Source organism: Achromobacter spanius, assembly GCF_029637605.1.
GTDB classification, from domain to species: Bacteria; Pseudomonadota; Gammaproteobacteria; order Burkholderiales; family Burkholderiaceae_B; genus Achromobacter; species Achromobacter spanius_E.
On record NZ_CP121261.1, the window covers coordinates 3,431,758 to 3,452,433 of the forward strand.

The 20,676-nt window shown below is 64.0% G+C and carries 18 protein-coding genes and 1 tRNA gene; 7 read left to right on the forward strand and 12 right to left on the reverse strand.

Annotation, left to right across the window (positions count from 1 at the left end; all coding sequences use genetic code 11):
- Nucleotides 1-11 precede the first annotated feature (11 nt).
- The 9 genes from P8T11_RS15305 to betI form a co-directional block, all read right to left on the reverse strand.
- Entirely contained in the window at nucleotides 12-800 is a 789-nt protein-coding gene (locus tag P8T11_RS15305) for a CPBP family glutamic-type intramembrane protease (RefSeq protein WP_268081153.1), read from the reverse strand.
- On the reverse strand, nucleotides 797-1,396 hold the full coding sequence (gene pth / locus P8T11_RS15310) for an aminoacyl-tRNA hydrolase (RefSeq protein WP_050448047.1): 600 nt from the start codon (nucleotides 1,394-1,396) through the stop codon (nucleotides 797-799). The genes P8T11_RS15305 and pth overlap by 4 nt, the downstream gene beginning before the upstream one ends.
- Nucleotides 1,397-1,493: 97 nt before the next feature.
- Nucleotides 1,494-2,108 (reverse strand): 50S ribosomal protein L25/general stress protein Ctc, encoded by a 615-nt coding sequence (locus tag P8T11_RS15315; protein ID WP_268081152.1) that lies wholly within the window; start codon nucleotides 2,106-2,108, stop codon nucleotides 1,494-1,496.
- 149 nt (nucleotides 2,109-2,257) lie between these two features.
- On the reverse strand, nucleotides 2,258-3,208 hold the full coding sequence (locus P8T11_RS15320) for a ribose-phosphate pyrophosphokinase (RefSeq protein ID WP_006227587.1): 951 nt from the start codon (nucleotides 3,206-3,208) through the stop codon (nucleotides 2,258-2,260).
- A 140-nt stretch (nucleotides 3,209-3,348) separates the two neighbouring features.
- A tRNA-Gln gene (locus P8T11_RS15325) sits at nucleotides 3,349-3,425 on the reverse strand.
- A gap of 1 nt (nucleotide 3,426) precedes the next feature.
- On the reverse strand, nucleotides 3,427-4,326 hold the full coding sequence (gene ispE / locus P8T11_RS15330; RefSeq protein ID WP_268082347.1) for a 4-(cytidine 5'-diphospho)-2-C-methyl-D-erythritol kinase: 900 nt from the start codon (nucleotides 4,324-4,326) through the stop codon (nucleotides 3,427-3,429).
- 36 nt (nucleotides 4,327-4,362) lie between these two features.
- Complete coding sequence (betA, locus tag P8T11_RS15335; RefSeq protein ID WP_268081151.1) at nucleotides 4,363-6,036, reverse strand: choline dehydrogenase; 1,674 nt, start codon at nucleotides 6,034-6,036, stop codon at nucleotides 4,363-4,365.
- A gap of 78 nt (nucleotides 6,037-6,114) precedes the next feature.
- Complete coding sequence (betB, locus tag P8T11_RS15340; RefSeq protein ID WP_268081150.1) at nucleotides 6,115-7,581, reverse strand: betaine-aldehyde dehydrogenase; 1,467 nt, start codon at nucleotides 7,579-7,581, stop codon at nucleotides 6,115-6,117.
- 17 nt (nucleotides 7,582-7,598) lie between these two features.
- On the reverse strand, nucleotides 7,599-8,222 hold the full coding sequence (gene betI / locus P8T11_RS15345) for a transcriptional regulator BetI (protein ID WP_268081149.1): 624 nt from the start codon (nucleotides 8,220-8,222) through the stop codon (nucleotides 7,599-7,601).
- Nucleotides 8,223-8,462: 240 nt separating this feature from the next.
- Here betI and P8T11_RS15350 point away from each other — a divergent pair, with 240 nt between their 5' ends.
- On the forward strand, nucleotides 8,463-10,049 hold the full coding sequence (locus P8T11_RS15350; protein WP_268081148.1) for a BCCT family transporter: 1,587 nt from the start codon (nucleotides 8,463-8,465) through the stop codon (nucleotides 10,047-10,049).
- Between the two features lie 3 nt (nucleotides 10,050-10,052).
- On the opposite strand, the gene lolB is transcribed toward P8T11_RS15350, so the two are convergent.
- Together lolB and P8T11_RS15360 are read right to left on the reverse strand one after the other, a co-directional pair.
- Nucleotides 10,053-10,652: a lipoprotein insertase outer membrane protein LolB gene (gene lolB / locus P8T11_RS15355; protein WP_418910329.1), complete on the reverse strand. Its 600-nt coding sequence runs from the start codon at nucleotides 10,650-10,652 to the stop codon at nucleotides 10,053-10,055.
- Between the two features lie 2 nt (nucleotides 10,653-10,654).
- Nucleotides 10,655-12,541: a tetratricopeptide repeat protein gene (locus P8T11_RS15360; RefSeq protein ID WP_268081147.1), complete on the reverse strand. Its 1,887-nt coding sequence runs from the start codon at nucleotides 12,539-12,541 to the stop codon at nucleotides 10,655-10,657.
- Here P8T11_RS15360 and mutM point away from each other — a divergent pair.
- The 4 genes from mutM (at nucleotide 12,540) to P8T11_RS15380 (ending at nucleotide 16,498) form a co-directional block, all read left to right on the forward strand.
- Nucleotides 12,540-13,367, forward strand: coding sequence for a bifunctional DNA-formamidopyrimidine glycosylase/DNA-(apurinic or apyrimidinic site) lyase (gene mutM, locus P8T11_RS15365; RefSeq protein ID WP_268081146.1), 828 nt, complete (start codon nucleotides 12,540-12,542; stop codon nucleotides 13,365-13,367). The genes P8T11_RS15360 and mutM overlap by 2 nt on opposite strands.
- A 137-nt stretch (nucleotides 13,368-13,504) precedes the next feature.
- Nucleotides 13,505-14,458: an MBL fold metallo-hydrolase gene (locus P8T11_RS15370; RefSeq protein WP_100854456.1), complete on the forward strand. Its 954-nt coding sequence runs from the start codon at nucleotides 13,505-13,507 to the stop codon at nucleotides 14,456-14,458.
- A gap of 127 nt (nucleotides 14,459-14,585) precedes the next feature.
- The gene (locus tag P8T11_RS15375) at nucleotides 14,586-16,265 is read left to right on the forward strand and encodes an FAD-dependent oxidoreductase (protein ID WP_268081145.1); all 1,680 of its coding nucleotides are present in this window, start codon (nucleotides 14,586-14,588) and stop codon (nucleotides 16,263-16,265) included.
- A gap of 17 nt (nucleotides 16,266-16,282) precedes the next feature.
- Nucleotides 16,283-16,498 carry a DUF2783 domain-containing protein gene (locus tag P8T11_RS15380; protein ID WP_268081144.1) on the forward strand — a complete coding sequence of 72 codons (216 nt, stop codon included), beginning with the start codon at nucleotides 16,283-16,285 and terminating at the stop codon, nucleotides 16,496-16,498.
- A gap of 191 nt (nucleotides 16,499-16,689) precedes the next feature.
- Here P8T11_RS15380 and P8T11_RS15385 read toward each other — a convergent pair whose 3' ends face one another.
- Complete coding sequence (locus P8T11_RS15385) at nucleotides 16,690-17,598, reverse strand: LysR family transcriptional regulator (protein ID WP_268081143.1); 909 nt, start codon at nucleotides 17,596-17,598, stop codon at nucleotides 16,690-16,692.
- 159 nt (nucleotides 17,599-17,757) lie between these two features.
- Here P8T11_RS15385 and hmgA point away from each other — a divergent pair, with 159 nt between their 5' ends.
- Nucleotides 17,758-19,056, forward strand: coding sequence for a homogentisate 1,2-dioxygenase (hmgA, locus tag P8T11_RS15390; RefSeq protein ID WP_268081142.1), 1,299 nt, complete (start codon nucleotides 17,758-17,760; stop codon nucleotides 19,054-19,056).
- A 151-nt stretch (nucleotides 19,057-19,207) separates the two neighbouring features.
- A complete protein-coding gene (gene fahA, locus P8T11_RS15395) occupies nucleotides 19,208-20,527 on the forward strand; it encodes a fumarylacetoacetase (protein ID WP_268081141.1) in 1,320 nt (439 codons plus the stop codon).
- Nucleotides 20,528-20,676 lie beyond the last annotated feature (149 nt).

Below are 20,676 nucleotides of genomic sequence, written 5' to 3' on the forward strand. Positions count from 1 at the left end.
ATACGGCCCCGCTATTTGGCGATGGATGGCGCCCAACGCATGACGGCCCAGATCATCAAAATGGGGCCGGCGTTGAACGTGGCGTGCAGCAGGATGGCCGCGCCGATGCCGCGTCGCACGCGCATCCAGCCCAGCACCAGCCCCGTCAGCCATTGCGGCAACACCAGCAGCGGCATCAGCCAGTACGGCGTCTTGCTATAGACGAAGTTGGTCAAGTGAACCGCGGCGAAAGTCAGCGCGACCAGATGGAACACCAGGCCGAAGTGCTTGAGGTAATAGCGCCGCCACGTCGTGTCCCAGCCCGTCAGCATCGTGTCGCGCGGACGCACGCCCCAGCAGGCCAGCAACATAAAAGCCGCCAGCAGCAGCCCCGTCCACAGTTGCGGGCCATACAAGACCACGGGCATCAATGCGGGCACCAACCAAAGCGCCTGCAAAGGCCGGCGCAAGCCGTAGCGAAACAGCATTTCTTCAACCAGCGGCGCCCAGATAACCGCCGTCAGCCACGGCAGGTTGGCCGGGTCGATGCGGTGGGTGGCGCCGCCCAGGCCAGCAGCCATCACGGCCACGGGACCCAGCGCAAAAAGATTCAACGCCCACAGCAACCCTGCCCAGGCCAAGAGACGCCCGGGGCGGATGCCCGGCCACCAGTCGGCCAGAAAGCCATTGCCCACACGCCCCGCCGCACGCCCCGACACGCGCGACAGCGGACGCGGGTGGCGGATGTAGCGCCAGAAATCCGCAACCTCTGAACGAAAGCGGGTTTTACCAGCGGGCGTGGACGGCGGAAGGTTGTTCATCCGGCAACGTTGCCGCTATGCAGTTGGCGCGTGGCCAGCGGGAAATCGCCTGCCAGCATCGCCGGCACCACGGCGCGGCAGCGATCAATGACGGCATCGATTTCTTTCTGCTCATCGCGCCGCGGGGGATGCAGTACGAAGTCAGCCACCTGCTGGGCCAGGCCCAGCGTGCGCGGATGGCCGATGCCGATGCGCAGCCGCCAGAAGTTGGGGCTGCCCAGCACGGCCTGTATGTCCTTCAAGCCGTTGTGCCCCGCATGGCCACCGCCTTGCTTGAGCTTGACCTGTCCGGGCAGCAGGTCCAGTTCGTCATGCAAGACCAGCACCTGTTCGGGCGCCAGCTTGTAGAAGCGCGCCAAGGCACCAACGGCCTGGCCGGATTTATTCATATAGGTGATGGGCTTGAGCAGCAGCACGTTGTCCGCACCCAGGCGCGACTTGGCGACCATGCCGAAAAAAGATTTCTCAAGCGCAAAAGAAGTGCGTAGATCGTCCGCCAGATGGTCGGCCAGCCAGAAGCCGGCGTTGTGCCGGGTCGTTTCGTAGTCGGGACCGGGGTTACCCAATCCCACAATGAGGCGTATGGGAATAGACATGATGGAGGGTGTTTAAACCAAAAAACCCTGCGCATGCAAATGCACACGCAGGGTTTCGGCACAAGCCGCGGAAAGCCCGAAGGCTTTCCGAGAAGACTTAGGCAGCCGGGGCAGCTTCTTCGGCTTCGTCGGCAGCGGCGGCACCGCCGCCCTTGACGATGGCGGCAGCCAGCAGCGGGTTGTCTTCACCGCCGTGGGGCACGTAGGTGACGCCCATGGGCAGCTTGATGTCGGCCAGGTGGATCGAAGCGCCGGCCAGGATGTTGGTCAGGTCGATTTCGATGAACTGGGGCAGAGCCTTCGGCAGGCAGGTGATTTCCAGTTCGGTCGTCACGTGGCTGATGATGGCGCCGGCCAGCTTCACAGCGGGCGAGATTTCGGCGTTGACAAAGTGCAGCGGCACCTTGGTACGCAGAGCCTGGTTGGCGTCCACGCGCTGGAAGTCCACGTGCAGGACTTGCGGCTTGTAGGCGTGCCATTGAACCGAACGCAACAACACTTGCTCATCCTTCGAGCCTTCGAGCTGCATTTGCAGGATCGATGCGTGGAATTCTTCCTTACGCAGGGCGTGATAGATCTCGTTGTGGTCGAGTTCGATGTTCAGGGGGGCAGCCGTACCACCATAGACAATGGCGGGAACGCGGCCCGCGCGGCGCAGGCGGCGGCTCGCACTCGAACCCTGGACGCTACGCGCAGTGGCGATGAATTTCATGGAAAACTCCAAAAACAAAATAAGGTGAAGAGGCTTCACCAGTTAACGGCACGGCGCGCAACATGCGCGCCGTGTTGATTGCGCCTTGCCGCGACCAGCAAGGTGCAAAAACTTGGGTGGGCTGTGTGGCCCGACCTACGCGAAGCGCGTCAGTCGACGAACAGCGAGCTGACCGATTCCGCGTTCGAGATACGCAGAATGGTCTCGCCCAACAGCGCGGCGCACGACAACTGGCGGATCTTGCCGCTGGCCTGGCCTTGCTCGGAGAGCGGGATGGTGTCGGTGACGACCAGTTCGTCCAGTTCCGACGCTTCAATGCGGTCAATGGCGCCGCCCGACAGCACGGGGTGCGTGCAATAGGCGTAAACGGCGCCGGCGCCGCGGTCTTTCAGGGCCTGGGCCGCCTTGCACAGCGTGCCGGCGGTGTCGACCATGTCGTCCATGATGATGCAGGTGCGGCCGTCGACTTCACCAATGATGTTCATCACTTCCGACACGTTGGCGCGCGGACGGCGCTTGTCGATGATGGCCAGGTCGGCTTCCAGTTGCTTGGCCAGCGCGCGGGCACGAACCACGCCGCCGATGTCCGGGGACACCACGACCAGGTTCGAGAAATTGCGGCGCCAGATGTCGCCCAGCAAGATCGGACCGGCGTAGATGTTGTCCACGGGAATGTCGAAGAAACCCTGGATCTGGTCAGCGTGCAGGTCCATCGTCAGGACGCGGTCAACGCCAGCCACTTGCAGCATGTTGGCCACGACCTTGGCCGAGATGGCGACACGCGCCGAGCGCGGGCGGCGGTCTTGGCGGGCGTAGCCGAAGTACGGAATCGCGGCGGTGATGCGGCCGGCCGACGCGCGGCGCAGGGCATCGACCATGACCATGATTTCCATCAGGTTGTCATTGGTGGGCGCACAGGTGGGCTGCAGGACGAAGACGTCCTTGCCACGCACGTTCTCGTTGATTTCGACCATCACCTCGCCGTCTGAGAAGCGACCAACGGTCATCTTGCCCAGGGACATATCGAGGTGGTTGACTACGTCCACGGCCAGCCGAGTGTTGGCCGTGCCCGTGAAGATCATGAAGCTATCGTTTGCCATGATGGATGATGCGATGGTCGTTGTAAGACACTAACGAGTGATGCGGGGTGAAAACACCAGCGGATCCGGAAAATAAAAAAGCTGCTGAACCCGGGCCAGTGTCTTACAGGCGTGTTCAACAGCTTTTTTATGTATTCGGTTGGCTGGGGAGGAAGGATTCGAACCTTCGCATGCCGGAATCAAAATCCGGTGCCTTAACCAGCTTGGCGACTCCCCAACTATCTTGCAATCCAATTCCGCAACGGATGTTCAGTTAAACCAGTACAAGCCTGCACTAACCGAAACCGTGGATGCGATGTGCTGTTTGTTTCAACAGCGCCGCGCATTATAGCGGATATTTTTGCTTTCGCCAAAACGGCTTCGGAAAGTTCAGAGAATTCGGCGAATAAACACGCGCCTGATCCCGACATGCGTACAGGGTAACCCTGTTCTGCAAGCCACCGCGATGCCCTGGAAACTTCAGGATAAAGACGGTGAACCACCGGCTCCAAGTCGTTTTTCCCGAAGGAAAAAGTTGGCGAAGCAAGAAAGTCCGCTATTGTGATGTAAGAAGAATCCCTTGTCAAATCGGGGGCTGAGAATATTCCAACCGTCGGCACGCTGCTGTCCGGTTGCGCCACCAGATAGGCGCGATCAGGCAGCGTCACGGCAGTGAGTGCCTCGCCCACGCCTTCCGCGAACGCCGATTGCCCGAACACGAAGACCGGCACGTCGGCCCCCAGGGGCAAGGCCAGATCCATGAGCTCGCGCCGCGTAAGCCCGGTGTTCCACAGCTTGTTCAACGCGATCAGCACTGTGGCCGCGTCGCTGGAACCACCTCCCAACCCACCGCCCTGCGGAATACGTTTCTCAAGGCCGATTTGCACGCCCTGGCGCGTGCCGGTGGCGTGCTGCAAGGCGCGCGCGGCACGCAAGGTCAAGTCATCGGCTTCGGACACGCCGGCAAGCTCGGTGGCCCGGCTGATGACGCCATCAGCGCGCGCGTCGAAATGCAGCGTGTCGCACAGGTCGATGAAGCGGAAGACGGTTTGCAGCAAGTGGTAGCCGTCGGCGCGGCGGCCCACCACATGCAGGAACAGGTTCAGCTTGGCGGGAGCGGGAACGTCGTACAGAGTCACAGAGAGCAGCCGATGCGTGCGGGACAAGCCCACATTCTAGCCACGCGCCGGACCTTGCGCCGTGTAGTAAGGCACGTCGGCGCGCGCAAGCGGCGTGCGGCCGCGAAGGTGGTCGGCGATTTTCTCGGCCATCATGATGACCGGCGCGTTCAGGTTGCCCGTGACGATGTCCGGCATGATCGACGCATCAACCACGCGCAAGCCCTCCAGCCCGTGCACGCGGCCGTAGCCGTCCACCACCGCCATTGGGTCGGACGCCGCGCCCATCTTGTTTGAGCACGATGGGTGGTACGCGGTTTCCGCGTGCGCGCGCACGAAGGCATCCAGGTCCGCATCGCTGCTGAGAGACGCGCCGGGCGAGATCTCTCGACCGGCGTATTGCGCCAGGGCGGGCTGCGCGAACAACTCGCGAGTGATGCGCAGCGCGGCACGAAATTCGCGCCAGTCCTGCGCGTCGGACATGTAGTTGAAGAGGATGCTGGGATGGTCGCGCGGCGAACGCGAACGAATGCGTACGCGCCCGCGGCTGGGCGATCGCATGGAACCCACGTGCATCTGAAAACCATGCACCTTGATGGGGTTGGACCCGTTGTAGTTGATGGCAATCGGCAGAAAGTGATATTGCAGATTCGGCCATTTGAAATCGTCATGGCTGCGTATGAAGCCACCCGCTTCAAATTGATTGCTTGCGCCGATGCCCGTGCCCGTGAACAGCCACTGCGCGCCGATCGCCGCTTGATTGTGCAGCTTCAGCGACGGGGCCAGCGACACGGGCTGCTTGCATTCGTACTGAACGTATAGCTCAAGATGATCTTGCAGGTTTTCCCCCACGCCCGGTAGCTCATGCTGCACGGCGATGCCCATGCCACGCAGCATGCCGCCCGCCCCCACGCCCGAACGTTGCAAGATCTGCGGCGAAGCGATGGCGCCCGCGCACAACAGCACTTCACGCAGCGCGTAGCTGCGATGATGTTGGCCGTGCTGCTCCCAGGCCACGCCTTCGGCGCGCTTGCCGGAAAACAGGATCACATCGGTCCAGGCGCGTGTGACGATCGTCAGGTTGGCGCGCCCGCGCGCCTGGTCCAGATAGCCGCGCGCGGTGCTGGCACGCCGGCCGCGCGGCGTCACCGTGCGGTCCATCGGCCCAAAGCCTTCCTGGCGATAGCCGTTCATATCCGGCGTTTGCGCGTATCCCGCCTGCACGCCCGCCGCCACCATCGCCGCAAACAGCGGGTTGTTACCGGCCTTGGGGGTGGTGACGCTGACCGGCCCCGCGCCGCCGTGATAGTCGCAAGCGCCCACGTCGCGGCTTTCGGCTTTCTTGAAGTACGGCAAGCAGGACAGGTAGTCCCAATGCGCCAGGCCATCGATGCGCGCCCAGTGGTCGTAGTCCAGCGCGTTGCCGCGCACGTAGCACATGCCGTTGATCAGCGACGACCCGCCCAGCCCCTTGCCGCGCCCACAATCCAGGCGGCGGCCGTTCAGATGGGGTTCCGGGTCTGTCTTGTAGCCCCAGTTGTAGCGCCTGCCCTGCAGGGGCATGGCCAGCGCGGCCGGCATCTGCGTTCGGAAATCCAGCCTGTGATCCTGGCCCCCGGCTTCCAACAGCAGCACGGTCGTGCCTGGGTCCTCGGTCAGTCGCGCGGCCAGCGTGTTGCCCGCCGATCCCGCGCCGATGATGATGTAGTCGTACTCGCGCTTGATGGACATTTTCTTCCCCCCGAACACGTGCAGAAATCGGGCCGCCCGCCAGCGTGGCGGGCACCCGTCGCCGAATCGTCAGTACGATCAGAACACCGACGCGAAAGGGCCGAGTTCAACCTGCACGGATTTTGTCTGCGTGTACTGGGCCAGCGCGTCCATGCCGTTTTCGCGGCCAAGGCCAGACTGCTTATAGCCACCCACCGGCATTTGCGCAGGCGATTCGCCCCAGGTGTTGACCCAGCAAATGCCCGCCTGCAAGCGATGCGCAACGCGATGCGCGGCGGCCAGATCGCGGCTGACCACGCCCGCCGCCAGACCGTAGCGGCTGTCATTGGCGCGCTGCACGACTTCGTCTTCGGTGTCGAACGCCAGGATGCTCATGACGGGGCCGAAGATTTCCTCTTGCACGATTTCCATACGGTCTTCGCAATCCGAAAACACAGTGGGCGCCACGTAAGCTCCCTTCGCCAAGGCGCCTTCCATCAAGCGCACGCCGCCAGCCAGCAGCTTGGCGCCCTCGCGCTTGCCGATTTCAATCCAGCTCAGCACGTGGTCCATGTGCGCCGCGCTGACCAGCGGGCCGAAGTTCGTGCGGGGATCGAAAGGATCGCCGATGCGGATGCGGGCCACCCGTTCGAGCACGGCGGCTTCGAACGCCGCCTTGTGCGATCGGTGCACGAACACGCGCGTGCCATTGGTGCATACCTGGCCCGAGCTGAAGAAGTTGGCCATGACCGCGATGTCGGCGGCGCGCTCAAGGCAGGCGTCGGGCAGCACGATCAGCGCGGACTTGCCGCCGAGTTCCAGCGTGACGCTCTTGAGTGTTGCCGCTGCCACGCCCATGACTTGCTTGCCGGTGTCCACCCCGCCCGTGAACGACACTTTCGCCACGCCGGGGTGGCCGGTCAGCCAGTCGCCGATTTCACGGCCGCTGCCCAGCACCACGTTGAATACGCCGTTGGGCACGCCCGCCTGCGTGTAGATCTCGGCCAGCCGCAAGGCCGTCAACGGCGTGATCTCGGCGGGCTTGAACACCATGGCGTTGCCCGTGGCCAAGGCCGCGGCGGACTTCCACATGGCAATCTGGATGGGATAGTTCCACGCGCCTATTCCTGCGATCACGCCCAGCGGTTCACGGCGCGTGTAGAAGAAGCTGGATTCGCGCAGAGGCACCTGAATGCCCTCCACCGCCGCCGCCAGCCCCGCGTAATACTCGATGACGTCCACGCCGGTGGCAATGTCGACAGTACGGGTTTCGGACAGCGGTTTGCCCGTATCCAGCGTTTCAAGCTCGGCCAATTCGTCGTTGCGTTCGCGCAGCATCTGCGCCGCCTTCAGCAGCACGCGCCCGCGCTCGGCAGGGGTGCGCGCCGCCCATGCCTTCTGCCCTTCCTGCGCGCTGGCCACCGCGCGGTCTATGTCCTGCCGCGCGGCCACCTGCACTTCCGCCAGCACCGCGCCGTTGGCGGGGTTAACCGTGGTGATGGTCTTGCTGCTGATGGCGTTGGTGCGCCGGCCGTGGATGTAGAGTTGCTGGATGGGCAAGGGCATGGGAATCTGTCCTGTTGTCAAAGTAAGGGCGGGCCCAAAGCCGGCTCGCCCTTGAATTGGCTGCGGTCAAGCAGCAGGTCCACATAGTCGTAAGCAATGTCGCGCGCCTTGTCGCTGGCAAAGTCCGCGCCCTGCAGGCTGCCACGCAGCCACAGGCCGTCGATCAGGGCGGCAAGGCCGCGCGCGGCGTCTCGCGCTTGCGCCAGCGGCAACACGCGCAGGAATTGGCAGCACAAGTTGGAATACAGGCGGCGGTCGTTGGCGCGTTGCAGCCTGCGCAGGCGGGGCTGGTGCATGCTGGCGGCCCAAAAGGTGAGCCAAGCGCGCATGGCGCTGCGTGATACCTGGGTGGGCACGAAGTTGCCGTCAATGATGGCGCGCAGTTGCGCGCGGGGCGTGGCCTTGGCACCCTGCCGCGCACGCGACACCGAGTCGCGAAGGTTGCGCAGCAATTCCCGCATGGTGGCTTCCAGCAGGCCGTCCTTGTCGCCGAAGTAATGGCTGATGATGCCGGTGGACAACTTGGCGGCGCGGGCGATATGGGCGATGGAGCTTTCCGCCAAGCCGACCTGGTCGATGGATTCAAGCGTGGCTTGGATGAGTTGATTGCAGCGGATGGGCTGCATTCCGACTTTTGGCATGGTGCGCGCGGTTCCTGGGCTGGCGAGGGCGGGAGCGAAAGGGGCGGGGACGACTGGGACGACTTCGGCGCAACCCTGGACTGCCCGGCCGGGTGCGGTCGAGTCTAATTTATATTAATTGATCATTCAATATAAAAACAGTAAGGTCCCGCAGACACCACCACGCAGTATCGGAAGCAGCAATATCAGAAGCAGCACATCGGAAGCACCACGGCAGTATCACCACACGGGGAGACAGCGGTGCAGCAAGATCAAAAAACCACGGCGCTGGCATCGGGGGCCGCGCCGCCCAGGCGCGGCTGGCTTGCGCACACCAACCCCATCGTTTTCCTCTGCGCGTCCGGCGCCGTGCTGCTTATCGGCGCCCTGCTCATCGTGCGGCCCGGCGCGTCGCAAGCCTGGCTTGAAGCCGCCCAGTTATTGGTGGCGGCGCATTTCGGCTGGTACTACATGCTGGCCATGGCCGTCAGCGTGGGCTTTGCGTTATGGCTGGCACTATCGCGACACGGCGCGCTACGCCTGGGCGATGACGACGAGTCACCGGAATTCAGCTATCTGTCCTGGGTATCCATGCTGTTCTCATCCGGCATCGGCATTGCGCTGGTGTATTACGGCGTCTACGAGCCGCTGGACCATTTCCTGATGCCGCCCACCGGCGCGGGCGGTACCCAGGAAGCCGCGCGCAACGCACTGACCCTGACCTTCCTGCACTGGGGCATCCACGGCTGGACGCTCTACGCCCTGACCGCCACCGCGCTGGCCTATTTCGCGTACCGCCACAAGCAGCCTCTGGCGCTGCGCTCGCCCTTGCAGGGGCTATCCGGCAAGCAGTTGCCCAAAGGCGTGGGCCACGCGGTCGACGGTTTTGGCGTGCTGGCCACCATCGTGTCCATGGTCACCAACCTGGGGCTGGGCGCCTTGCTGCTGCATGCGGGGCTGACGTACCTGTGGGGCGTGCCGAACACCGCCGCCGTCCAGGTGCCTATCGTGATCATCATGATGGTGGTCGCCACGGGCGCGGCGGCGCTGGGCATCAAGCGCGGCATCGCCATCCTGTCCAACGTCAATACCGGCCTGATGTGCCTGTTGCTGCTGTTCGTTTTCTTGGCCGGCCCGACCCGCCTGCTGCTGGACGGCCTGGTGCAGAACCTGGGCGATTACCTGAACGCGTTCCTGGGCAAAAGCTTTGACCTCTACCTGTACGACCGCAAGGCCGTGCGCTGGACCAGTGCCTGGACCATCTTCTATTGGGCATGGTGGATCGGTTGGGCACCGTTCGTTGGCATGTTCATCGCCCGCATTTCGCGTGGCCGCCAGATCCGCGAATTGATCTTCGGCGTGATGCTGGTGCCGCTGGGTTTCACGCTGGCCTGGCTGTCCATCTTTGGCAATACCGCCATCAACCTGGTGCTGAACGACGGTGCGGTCAGCCTGGGCCGGATGGCAATGGCCGATCCGCCGATGGCGTTCTACACGTTGATGGAATACCTGCCGATGACCCAGTTTGTGGCCGGCGTGGGCGTGGTGATGTCATTCATGCTGTTCCTGACGCCGGTCGATTCAGGCACGCTGATGATCGCCAACCTGTCGGCCCGCAACGCGGACGCCGGCCACGACGCGCCCATCTGGTTGCGCGTCTTCTGGGCGGCGCTGACGACAATGCTGGGGGTGGGCCTGCTGCTGGCAGGCAATTTCAATGCAATGCAGACGGCGGTGGTGCTGTGCGGCCTGCCCTTTTCCGTGATCTTGCTGTGCTACATGGTCAGCTTGTACAAGGCGCTGGTCCGAGACAACCCCGAACCCAGCAGCCTGCCCGCCACGCGCTGATGCTCAGGGTTGGTTGACCACCAGCCGCACCATGATGCGGCGGCCCGGCTCTTGGCGCTGCAGCACCAGCATCCGCGGGCCCAGGTTGTCATAGCGCGACAGGTTGGCCCGCCAGCCGCCTTGCTCGAACGACGTGGGCCGGCCGAGTTCGTCACGGGCGACGTCAGACGCTTCCGGATCGGCCGGCAGCCTGCCGCGCAGCCAATCACGCAGGCCCGACACCGGCATGCTGCTGCCCAGCGCTTCTTCAGCCAGGGCGTCGGGGTTGTCGGCCTGCAGGCGGGTGCCGTCGGCCTTGGTCAGGCTGGCCGCGCCGGGGCGCCCTTCCACGCGCGCTTCGGTTGAGCCCAGCGGATTGGTCAGGTCCAGCACATAGCGCTGGCCGTCGTCGGACCAGGAAAAACCGCCCTGCACGGCATTCTGCTTGCCGCCTTCCTCGTTGACCGTAATGGCAAAGCGGCCGATGCGTGAAAATGCGTCGGCGCTGGCGCCTTCAATGGGTTTGGGCGTGGTGGTGCAGGCGGCAAGCGCCACGGCCAGCATCGTCAGCAGCGCCAGGCGCAGCCAGCCAGAAAAGCCGGCCAGGCTGCGCATCGCAAACATCGTCACAGGTTGACTCCCAAGCGCTTGACCACATCCTGCACGGTCTTGTTCTTGGGATCTTTCATCAGCGCGGCGCGCAGCAGTTCCATGGCCTGATCGCGCTTGCCCTGGCTCCACAGCACTTCGGCCAGGTGAGCGGCGATGTCGGCTTCAGGGCGCACGCTGTAGGCGCGGCGCAAGTATTCCGCCGCGGACTCGGATTCGCCCATGCGGTACTTGACCCAGCCCATGCTGTCCAGAATGAATGGGTCATTGGGCGACAGTTCCAGCGCCTGGGTGATCAGGTCCAGCGCTTCGGGCAGGCGCTTGTTGTGGTCCGCCAGCGTGTAGCCCAGCGCGTTGTAGGCGTGCGCGTGGTCCGGGTCCAGCGCAATGACCTGGCGCAGCATGCGTTCCAGATCATCCAGCCGGTTCTGGCGTTCGTACAGCATTGCCAGTTCGTACTTGATTTCAACGGTGTCGGGCAGGGCTTCGTCGGCGGCTTCCAGCGTGCTGATCGCCTGGGGTACGCGATCGGCGTCGCGCAGGATCTGCGCCTTCGTCAACACGCCCAGCGTGCGTTCCTCTTCGTCTTGCGGGCCGGCCGCGTCAATCATGACCAGCGCGTCGTCGACGCGACCACTCTTGGCGCGCAGCGCCGCCTGGCGCATGCGCACGGAATAGCGCAGCGTAGGGTCGTCGATGCGGCCCAATTCATTGATGGCTTCGTCGTAGTTGCCCTGGTCTTCGGCAATGCGCGACAGCAGCACGTGCGCGTCGGCGGCGGCCGCGCCGGCGTCGGTGGCGCCCGGCACCGTGGCGCGCTGGCGCTGGTGCTGCACTTCCAGATACTGCTGAAGCAGGTTCTTGGCTTGCGGCAGTTGGCCGGCCTTGTAAGCCAGTTGCGCCTGCATGAAGAGCAGATCGAAGTCTTCCGGCGACCGGCGCGACATGGCTTGCAATTCAGCCAGCGCCCCGCTGTAGTCGCCGCTGTCGGCCAACTGGCCCGCCAGCATCAGGCGAACCTTGCGGGCGCCGGGATTGCGGTTGATATAGGTGCGGGCCTCGGCCTGCGCGCGTTGCGGATCCACCTTGAACCCGTATTCCAGCACGCGCTGGGCGGCAGGTTCGGATTTGGGATCGGCAGCCAGCGCCGCGCGGGATTCTTGCGCGGCGCGTTCGTAGTCGCCCGCGGCGGACGCCACGTCGGCCAAGGCCAGATGGGCAGCGGGCAGCTTGCGCACGCTGTCGCTCAGGGATTCGTCAAGAATGCGCAGCGCCAGGCGGCGGTCGTTCAGGCGGCTGAGCACGGCCAGCGCCTGACCGATGGCGGCCGGTTTGTCGCGCGAGGCGTCGATGCGGTTGCGCAGCGCCTGCGCCAGGCCCTTGGTCTGCCCATTGGCGGCGGCAAGCGCCAGTTCGGTGGAACTGGCTTCGACATCGTTGGGAGACAGGCGCGCCCAGACCCGGGCCGCTTCCAGCGCGCCGGGCAGGTTGCCGCCCGCCAACTGGAATTCCAGCCCGCGCCGGGCCAGGCGGGGGTCGCCTGTGTCGCGGGCCAGCCCCACCATGGTGGTCGCCGCCGTGCCGTACATGCCACGCTGGGCGGCGATTTCTGACGCGAGGACGCGATAGAAGATGTCGCCGGTCAGCGAAACATAGGGCAGTTGGCCCGGCCGCAGACGGATCACTTCGGTTTCAGGCTGACGGTTCTGCGGGGCCATGCGTGGCCCGGTTGCATCTCGCGTCCGGCTGTCGGCCGCCTGGGCCGGCAGCGAAAAACCTGTTGCCAGCGCAAGCGCCAACACGGCGATCCCGATATTCATTTGTTTAAAAGACGACTTCACGCGGCCCGTCCGGTTGATGGCACAATCTTCGTACACGCAATTGATGATCTTACACTGGCTCATGCCGGAACTGCCTGAAGTCGAAACTACGCGCCGAGGAATCGACGCCGTCATCACCGGCCGGACGCTCAAGCGCCTGGTCATCCACGAACCCCGCATGCGCTGGCCGATTCCCTTGGACCTGCCGGCGCTGATCGGTGGCCGCGCCGTCCTGGAATGCGCCCGCCGAGGCAAGTATCTGCTGCTGAGGTTCGAGCACGGCACGCAAATTGTGCATCTAGGTATGTCGGGCTCGTTGCGCAGCGTGGCGCCGGGTGAATTCCTGCGCAAGCACGATCATGTCGAATGGATTTTCGACGACGCCGTCCTGCGCCTGCATGACCCCAGGCGCTTCGGGGCAGTGCTGTGGCACGCCGATGCCGATGGCCCCATCGATGCTCACCCCTTGCTGGCCAAGCTGGGCATCGAACCCTTCGACCCACGCTTTGACGGAGCCTGGCTGCATCGCCACTTCAAGAACCACGGCGCCGCCATCAAGCAGGTATTGCTGGCGGGCATGGCGGTGGTGGGAGTGGGCAATATCTACGCATCCGAAAGCCTGTTCCGCGCGCGCATCAACCCCAAGACCCCCGCCAACAAGCTGTCGCTGGCGCGCTGCGAACGGCTGGCCGACATGGTGCGCGCCACCCTGGCCGACGCGCTGACTTCCGGCGGCAGCACGCTGCGGGACTACGTGGGCGCCACGGGCGAACCCGGGTCGTACTTCGAGATTCATGCCGCCGTCTATGAACGCGAAGGCCTGCCATGCCGGGTCTGCGAAACGCCCATCCGGCGCTTTGTCCAAGGGCAGCGCGCCACGTATTACTGCCCGAAGTGCCAGCGGAACTAGGCGCAACACCCTGAAATTACTGGGGAAATCCCTGCAAAAGCGGCACAATTTGTTTATAGCGAACGTATTGCACAAACACTAACGCCAAGCTATATTCCTTCCACACACCTATTCCTATAACAGTGGAAGGAGCCTCCATGAGCAAGCAATTCGCCTCGCACGCCGATATGGACGACAAGGTCGTCTCGTTCGAAAAACTGTCCGACAACGCCTATGCCTACACGGCCGAGGGCGATCCCAACACGGGCGTGATCATCGGCGACGAGGCCGTCATGGTGATCGACACCCAAGCCACGCCGGTCATGGCACAAGACGTCATCCGCCGCATCCGCGAAGTGACGGACAAGCCCATCAAGTACATCCTGCTGTCGCACTACCACGCCGTACGCGTGTTTGGCGCCTCGGCCTACAACGCCCAGGAAATCCTGGCCAGCCGCGACACCTACGACCTGATCGTCGAACGCGGCGAGCAGGACAAGGCCAGCGAAATCGGCCGTTTCCCGCGCCTGTTCCGCAACGCCGAATCGATTCCGCCGGGCCTGGTCTGGCCGACGATGACGTTCAAGGGCGAAATGACCGTCAACCTGGGCAACCTGGAAGTCAAGCTGCTGCAAGTGGGCCGTGGCCACACCAAGGGCGACACCATCGCCTGGCTGCCCGAGCAGAAAATCCTGTTCGCGGGCGACCTGGTCGAATACCAGTCCACCCCGTACTGCGGCGACGCGTACTTCCGCGACTGGCCCAGCACGCTGGACGCGCTGTCGGGCTTTGAAGCCGAAAAGATGGTGCCCGGACGTGGCCCGGCATTGAAAGACGCCACCGAAGTGCGCCAAGGCCTGGCGGGCACGCGCGCTTTCCTGACCGATCTGTACGGCGCCGTGAACCGCGGCGTGGCCGAAGGCAAGGACCTGAAGACGATCTACCGCGAGGTCTACGACTTCATGAAGCCGCGCTACAGCGACTGGGTCATCTTCGACCACTGCATGCCGTTTGACGTGTCGCGCGCCTTCGACGAGGCCTCGGGCCACACGCACCCGCGCATCTGGACCGACAAGCGCGATCTGGAAATGTGGGCGCAGCTGGAAGGCTGATCCCGCTGGGCCGCTGGGGCTACTGCCCCGCGGCCCTGTGACTGAAATTGCAAGAACCGAACCGCGCGTCGCCAGACGGCGCGCGGCTTCGCACATAAAAACAAAATGACCCACACAGGAGACAGCCGTGGGAGACATCGACTTTCAGGCGATGGAGTTCGCCTATGAAAAGCACGCCGACCAAAGCGCCCAGGGCGCGGCGCGGCACAAGGTCGTGGTGGTGGGCGCCGGCCCGGTCGGCCTGACCACCGCGCTAGACCTTGCCCGCCAAGGCGTGCGAGTGGTGGTGCTGGACGACGATTACCGCTTGTCCACCGGTTCACGCGCCATCTGCTTTTCCAAGCGCACGCTGGAAATCTGGGACCGCCTGGGCGTCGGCCAACGCATGATCGACAAGGGCGTGTCGTGGAACGTGGGCAAGGTGTTCTTCCGTGAACAGGAAGTGTGGCGCTTTGACCTGCTGCCCGAACCGGGCCACCGCCGCCCCGCCTTCATCAACCTGCAGCAGTACTACGCCGAAGGCTATCTGTACGAGCAGACGCGCCAGGAACCCAATATCGACCTGCGCTGGAAAAACAAGGTCGCGGGCGTGACGCAGACCGATGCCGGCGTGGACCTCACCATCGAAACACCCGAAGGCCCCTATACGCTGCACGCCGACTGGCTTGTTGCCTGCGACGGCGCGCGCTCGCCGGTGCGCAAGCTGATCGGCCAGGAAAGCCATGGCCGCATCTTCCGCGACCGCTTCCTGATTGCCGACGTGAAGATGAAAGCCGACTTCCCGACCGAGCGCTGGTTCTGGTTCGATCCGCCCTTTCATCCGAACCAGTCCGTGCTGCTGCATCGGCAGCCAGACAACGTGTGGCGTATCGACTTCCAGCTTGGCTGGAATGCCGACCCCGTCGAGGCCGTCAAGCCTGAAAACGTGCTGCCTCGCATCCGCGCCCTGCTCGGCCCCGACGCGCAGTTCGACCTGGAATGGGTCAGCGTCTACACCTTTGCGTGCGAGCGCATGGACAAGTTCCGCCACGGCCGCGTGGTGTTCGCGGGCGACTCCGCGCACCGCGTCTCGCCGTTTGGCGCGCGTGGCGCGAACAGCGGCGTGCAGGACGCCGAGAACCTGGCGTGGAAACTGAAGCTGGTGCTGGCGGGCCTGGCGCCCGAGACGCTGATCGACAGCTACAGCGCCGAGCGCGAATACGCGGCCGACGAGAACATCTTGAATTCATCGCGGGCCACGGACTTCATCACGCCCAAGAGCGATATCAGCCGAAGCTTTCGCAACGCCGTGTTGAACCTGGCCAAGACGCATGCGTTTGCGCGGTCGCTGGTCAACAGCGGCCGCTTGTCGCTGCCGGCGACCTACATCGGGTCGCCATTGAACACACCGGATGCCGACGCCTTTACCGGTCGCATGGTGCCCGGCGCGGTCGCGCTGGATGCGCCGGTGTCTGTGAATGGCGAAGACGACTGGTGGATGGCGCAACTAGACGGCAGCTTCGTGCTGGCCGTGTTCTGCGGCAACACCTTGCCCGGCCGTGACACGCAGTCGGCCTTGCAGGCACTGCGCATGGCCCCGGTGCCGGTTAAGGCGGTGCTGGTGGTCGACCCGCAATGCGATGTGACGGGATTGTCGGCGGACCTGCCGGTGGTGGCCGACCGCGAAGGGTGCCTGGCCAAGCGCTACGACGCGCAGCCCGGCACCACGTACCTGATTCGCCCCGACCAGCACATCGCCGCGCGCTGGCGCGCCTTCAATGCCGAGGCGGTTGCCGCCGCCGTCAAGCGGGCCACGGGCCACGCCTGATTCCAGAGGTCACCATCATGCTGATAACCGACACCAACCTGAGCGCACCCGACGATTTTTACGAGGCGCTGATCGAAACGCATCGCGACCTGACGAACGAGCAAAGCCACGAGCTGAACGCCGCACTGATCCTGCTGCTGGCCAACCACCTGGGCGACATGGCACTCTTGCGCGAAGCATTGCAGCAAGCGCGAGAATCAGTGGTGGGATGTAGGATGGGTGAAGCGCGATAAAAAAATAAAGAAGAACGAAAACGCCGAACGCGCGCAACCCATCAAGCAACGGTGAATTCCTGGAAGATTCAGCCATAACGCAGACGCTGCATGATGGGTTACGCGCGTTCCATATCGGTTTTCTTTTTACCGGTCCTTCGCGCTTCACCCATCCTACGATCACCAACATTTATCCCGCGACCATCTCGCATTCATCTCCCCACCCCAAACGTATTCACAATCAACCCACGCAGCCACTGATTCCCACTATCCCGATCAACCCGGCGTTGCCAATACAGGTTCGTCTGTAGCGCCGGCACCTTGACCGGCGGCGTCATGAAGCGCAACCCAAACGGCGGCGCGGCGCTGGCGGCCAGCTTTTCCGGCACGGTAGCCAGCAGATCCGTTGCGCTCACGATATACGGCACGGCCGAAAAGTGCGGCACGCTGAAATGCTCCGCCAGCACCACCCCCGCGCGCTCCATCGATTGATTCACCTGCCCGTAGGGCGCGGCGCGCGACACGATCAAATGGCGTTCCGCGCGAAACGCCTTGATGCCCATGCCGGCATGCGCCGTGGGATGCGCCTGCCGAAACAGGGTTGCGTAGCCCTGACGAAACAGCATGCGCTGCATTGTGCCCGCGCCCATCTCGTCGAACGCGCCGATCGCCAGGTCCACCCGACCCGACTCCATCTCGCGCGGCAAGTCCGGCCCCTGCACCCGCACTGAATCAATGCGCACCTGCGGCGCCACCTGCACGCACACTTCCATCAGGCGGGGCATGAAGTGGATTTCACCCACGTCCGTCATCGCCACGCGAAAGCGCCGGTTGCTGGTCGCGGCGTCGAACACGTCCTGGTCTTGCAGCGCCTGCGTCAGCACGGTCAGCGCTTCGCTGACAGGGCCGGCCAGGCGCTGCGCCCGGGGTGTGGGCAGCATGCCCTGTCCGGTCCGCACGAACAGCTCATCGCCAAAGGCCTCGCGCAGGCGACGCAGTGCGTTGCTGACGGCGGGTTGCGTCAGATCCATGCGGCGCGCCACGGCCGACAGGTTGCGGTCTTCCAGCAAGTGCTGGAACAGGATCAGCAGATTCAAATCGACGTCGCGCAGTTCGGCCATAGCCGCCCCCTACTATTCACAAAATTTATAGTCTGTATTTTTGCATTCCCGTAGCCGTGGTGGTGAATTTTTCCGACAATGGCCCATTGCCGCTGTTTTTGCAGACGGCCCCATACCGACCGCGCGGCCACGCACCGCGCCGCCACCCAGGAGGATTCCATGGAACTGCAATATCTGACCGGTTTCGGCAACGACTGTGCTACCGAGGCGCTGCCCGGCGCCCTGCCCGTGGGGCGCAATTCGCCCCAGCAATGTCCCTACGGCCTGTATGCCGAACAGCTTTCCGGCACCGCCTTCACCGCCCCGCGCAACGAAAACCGCCGTTCCTGGCTATACCGCATCCGCCCGGGCGCGCAGCACAAGCCGTTTGAAGCGTTTGACGGCGCGGCGGGCTGGGAAAGCACGTTCGGCCACGGTCCGGTCACGCCGAACCAGCTGCGTTGGAGCCCGATGCCGATTCCCGCCGCCCCCACCGACTTTCTGGAAGGCGTGAAAACCTGGGGCGGCAATGGCGGCCCCGACGCACAGGGCGGCGTCGCCATCCACCTGTACGCGGCCAACCGGTCGATGCAAGGTCGCTACTTCTACAACGCCGACGGTGAACTGCTGCTGGTGCCGCAGCAAGGCCGGTTGCGCCTGGCTACCGAACTGGGCTTGATTGATCTTGAGCCCCTGGAAATTGCCGTGATCCCGCGCGGCGTGCGCTTTCGCGTCGAACTGCTGGACGGCGAAGCGCGCGGCTACATGCTGGAGAACTTCGGCGCGGCCCTGCGCCTGCCCGAACTGGGCCCCATCGGATCAAACTGCCTGGCCAACGCCCGCGACTTCAAGACGCCGGTGGCCTGGTACGAAGACGTCGAAGGCGACTTTGAATTGATCGCGAAGTTCACCGGCGGCTTCTGGCGCGCGTCCATCGACCATTCGCCGCTGGACGTTGTGGCATGGCACGGCACGCACGCGCCCTACAAGTACGATCTGCGCCACTTCAACACCATCGGCTCGATCAGCTTCGACCATCCGGACCCGTCGATCTTTACCGTGCTGACCGCGCCGTCGGACACCCCGGGCACGGCCAACATGGACTTCGCGATTTTCCCGCCGCGCGTCCTGGCCATGGAAGACACCTTCCGTCCGCCCTGGTTCCACCGCAACGTGGCCAGCGAATTCATGGGCCTGATCCAGGGCGTGTACGACGCCAAGGCCGATGGCTTCGCGCCCGGCGGCGCCAGCCTGCATAACTGCATGAGCGGCCACGGCCCGGACGCCGAGACGTTTGAAAAGGCCTCGCACGCCGACACGCACAGCGCCCACTACATCCGCGATACGATGGCGTTCATGTTTGAAACGCGCCGGGTGATTCGTCCGACCGCGCAGGCGCTGGCTTCCAAAGACCTGCAAGGCGATTACTACCGGTGCTGGCAGGGCATCGTGAAGCACTTCGATCCCAACAAGGCGTGACGGCGATTCCTCGCTGACCCACGCTCACGGCGATGCGCGCAAACGCATCGCCGTTTGGCGTTCAACGGTCGGCGTTCACCCTTTGTTATTCAACGTTTAGCATTTGTTCGGCTTGCCGCCCCCAACACACACATCAACGAGACATGCAGCCATGACCACCTCGATCAACGAAACCCACGACCCGTCCTTGAAAAGCTGGGTCGCCAGCGCCAACACCGGCACGTCTGACTTCCCGGTGCAGAACCTGCCTTACGGCGCTTTCCGCCGCAAGGGCACGAACGAATCGTTCCGCCCTGGCGTGGCAATCGGCGACCAGATCCTGGACCTGGCCGCGCTGGCAGCGGCAAAGCCGTTTGAAGGTCAGGCCGCCGAGGCGCTGGCCGCTTGCGCCAGCGATAGCCTGAATGCATTGATGGCCTTGGGCCAGGCACATTGGAGCGCCCTGCGCCTGGCCTTGTCGCGCGCGCTGCGCGAAGGCGCCGCGTTGCGCAACGTGGTCGAGCCGCTGCTGGTTGCGCAAGCCGACGCTGAGCACACCACGCCCGCGCGCATCGGCGACTACACCGATTTCTACATCTCGGTGCACCACGCCACCGCGATTGGCAAGCAGTTCCGCCCGGACAACCCCTTGCTGCCGAACTACAAATGGGTGCCCATCGGCTACCACGGTCGCGCGTCCAGCATCGGCGTGGACCAGAAGTTTCCGCGCCCCGTGGGCCAGACCCGCCCCGCGAACGAAGGCGACACACCGCAATTCGGCCCGTGCGCCCGCTTGGACTACGAACTGGAACTGGGCATCTTCGTGGGCACCGGCAACGCCCAGGGCGATCGCATCGACTTGGCCGACGCCGATGGCCACGTGTTTGGCCTGTGCATCCTGAACGACTGGTCGGCGCGCGACATCCAGGCTTGGGAATACCAGCCGCTGGGGCCCTTCCTGTCGAAGAACTTCGCGTCGACGATCTCGCCGTGGATCGTGACCATGGAAGCGCTAGAGCCGTTCCGCACGCAGTACAACCGCGGCCCGTCCGAACCGCAGCCGATGCCGTACCTGGCCTCCGACGTCAACCGCGCCAAGGGCGCCTATGACGTGCAACTGGAAGTGCTGATGACCACCGCGCAATCGCGCGACGCCAAGCAGCCGCCGGTGACCTTGTCGCGCAGCAATTTCCGCGACGCTTACTGGAACGTGGCGCAACTGATTGCGCACCACACGGTGAACGGCTGCAACCTGCAACCGGGCGACATGCTGGGTACGGGCACGCTGTCCGGCCCGCAGCCGTCGGAAGCGGGATCCTTGCTGGAATTGAGCAATGGCGGAAAGACGCCGATTGATCTGCCCTGGGGCGAAAAGCGCACCTTCCTGCAAGATGGCGACCAGATCATCATGCGCGCCGCGTGCGAGAAGGCGGGATACCCGAAAATCGGCTTCGGCCAATCGTCCGGCGTGGTGCTACCCGCCAAACTGTAGGATGGGTGAAGCGCGGCAAGCCGGGGAGAAGAACCCCGGCATTCGCCGCGCGCAACCCATCATGACTGCGTATAGGAAAGATCTATCGCTTGCGGGGTGATGGGTTACGTGCGATCGGAAATGGAGTTCTTGGGTGAAGGGTTCTCGCA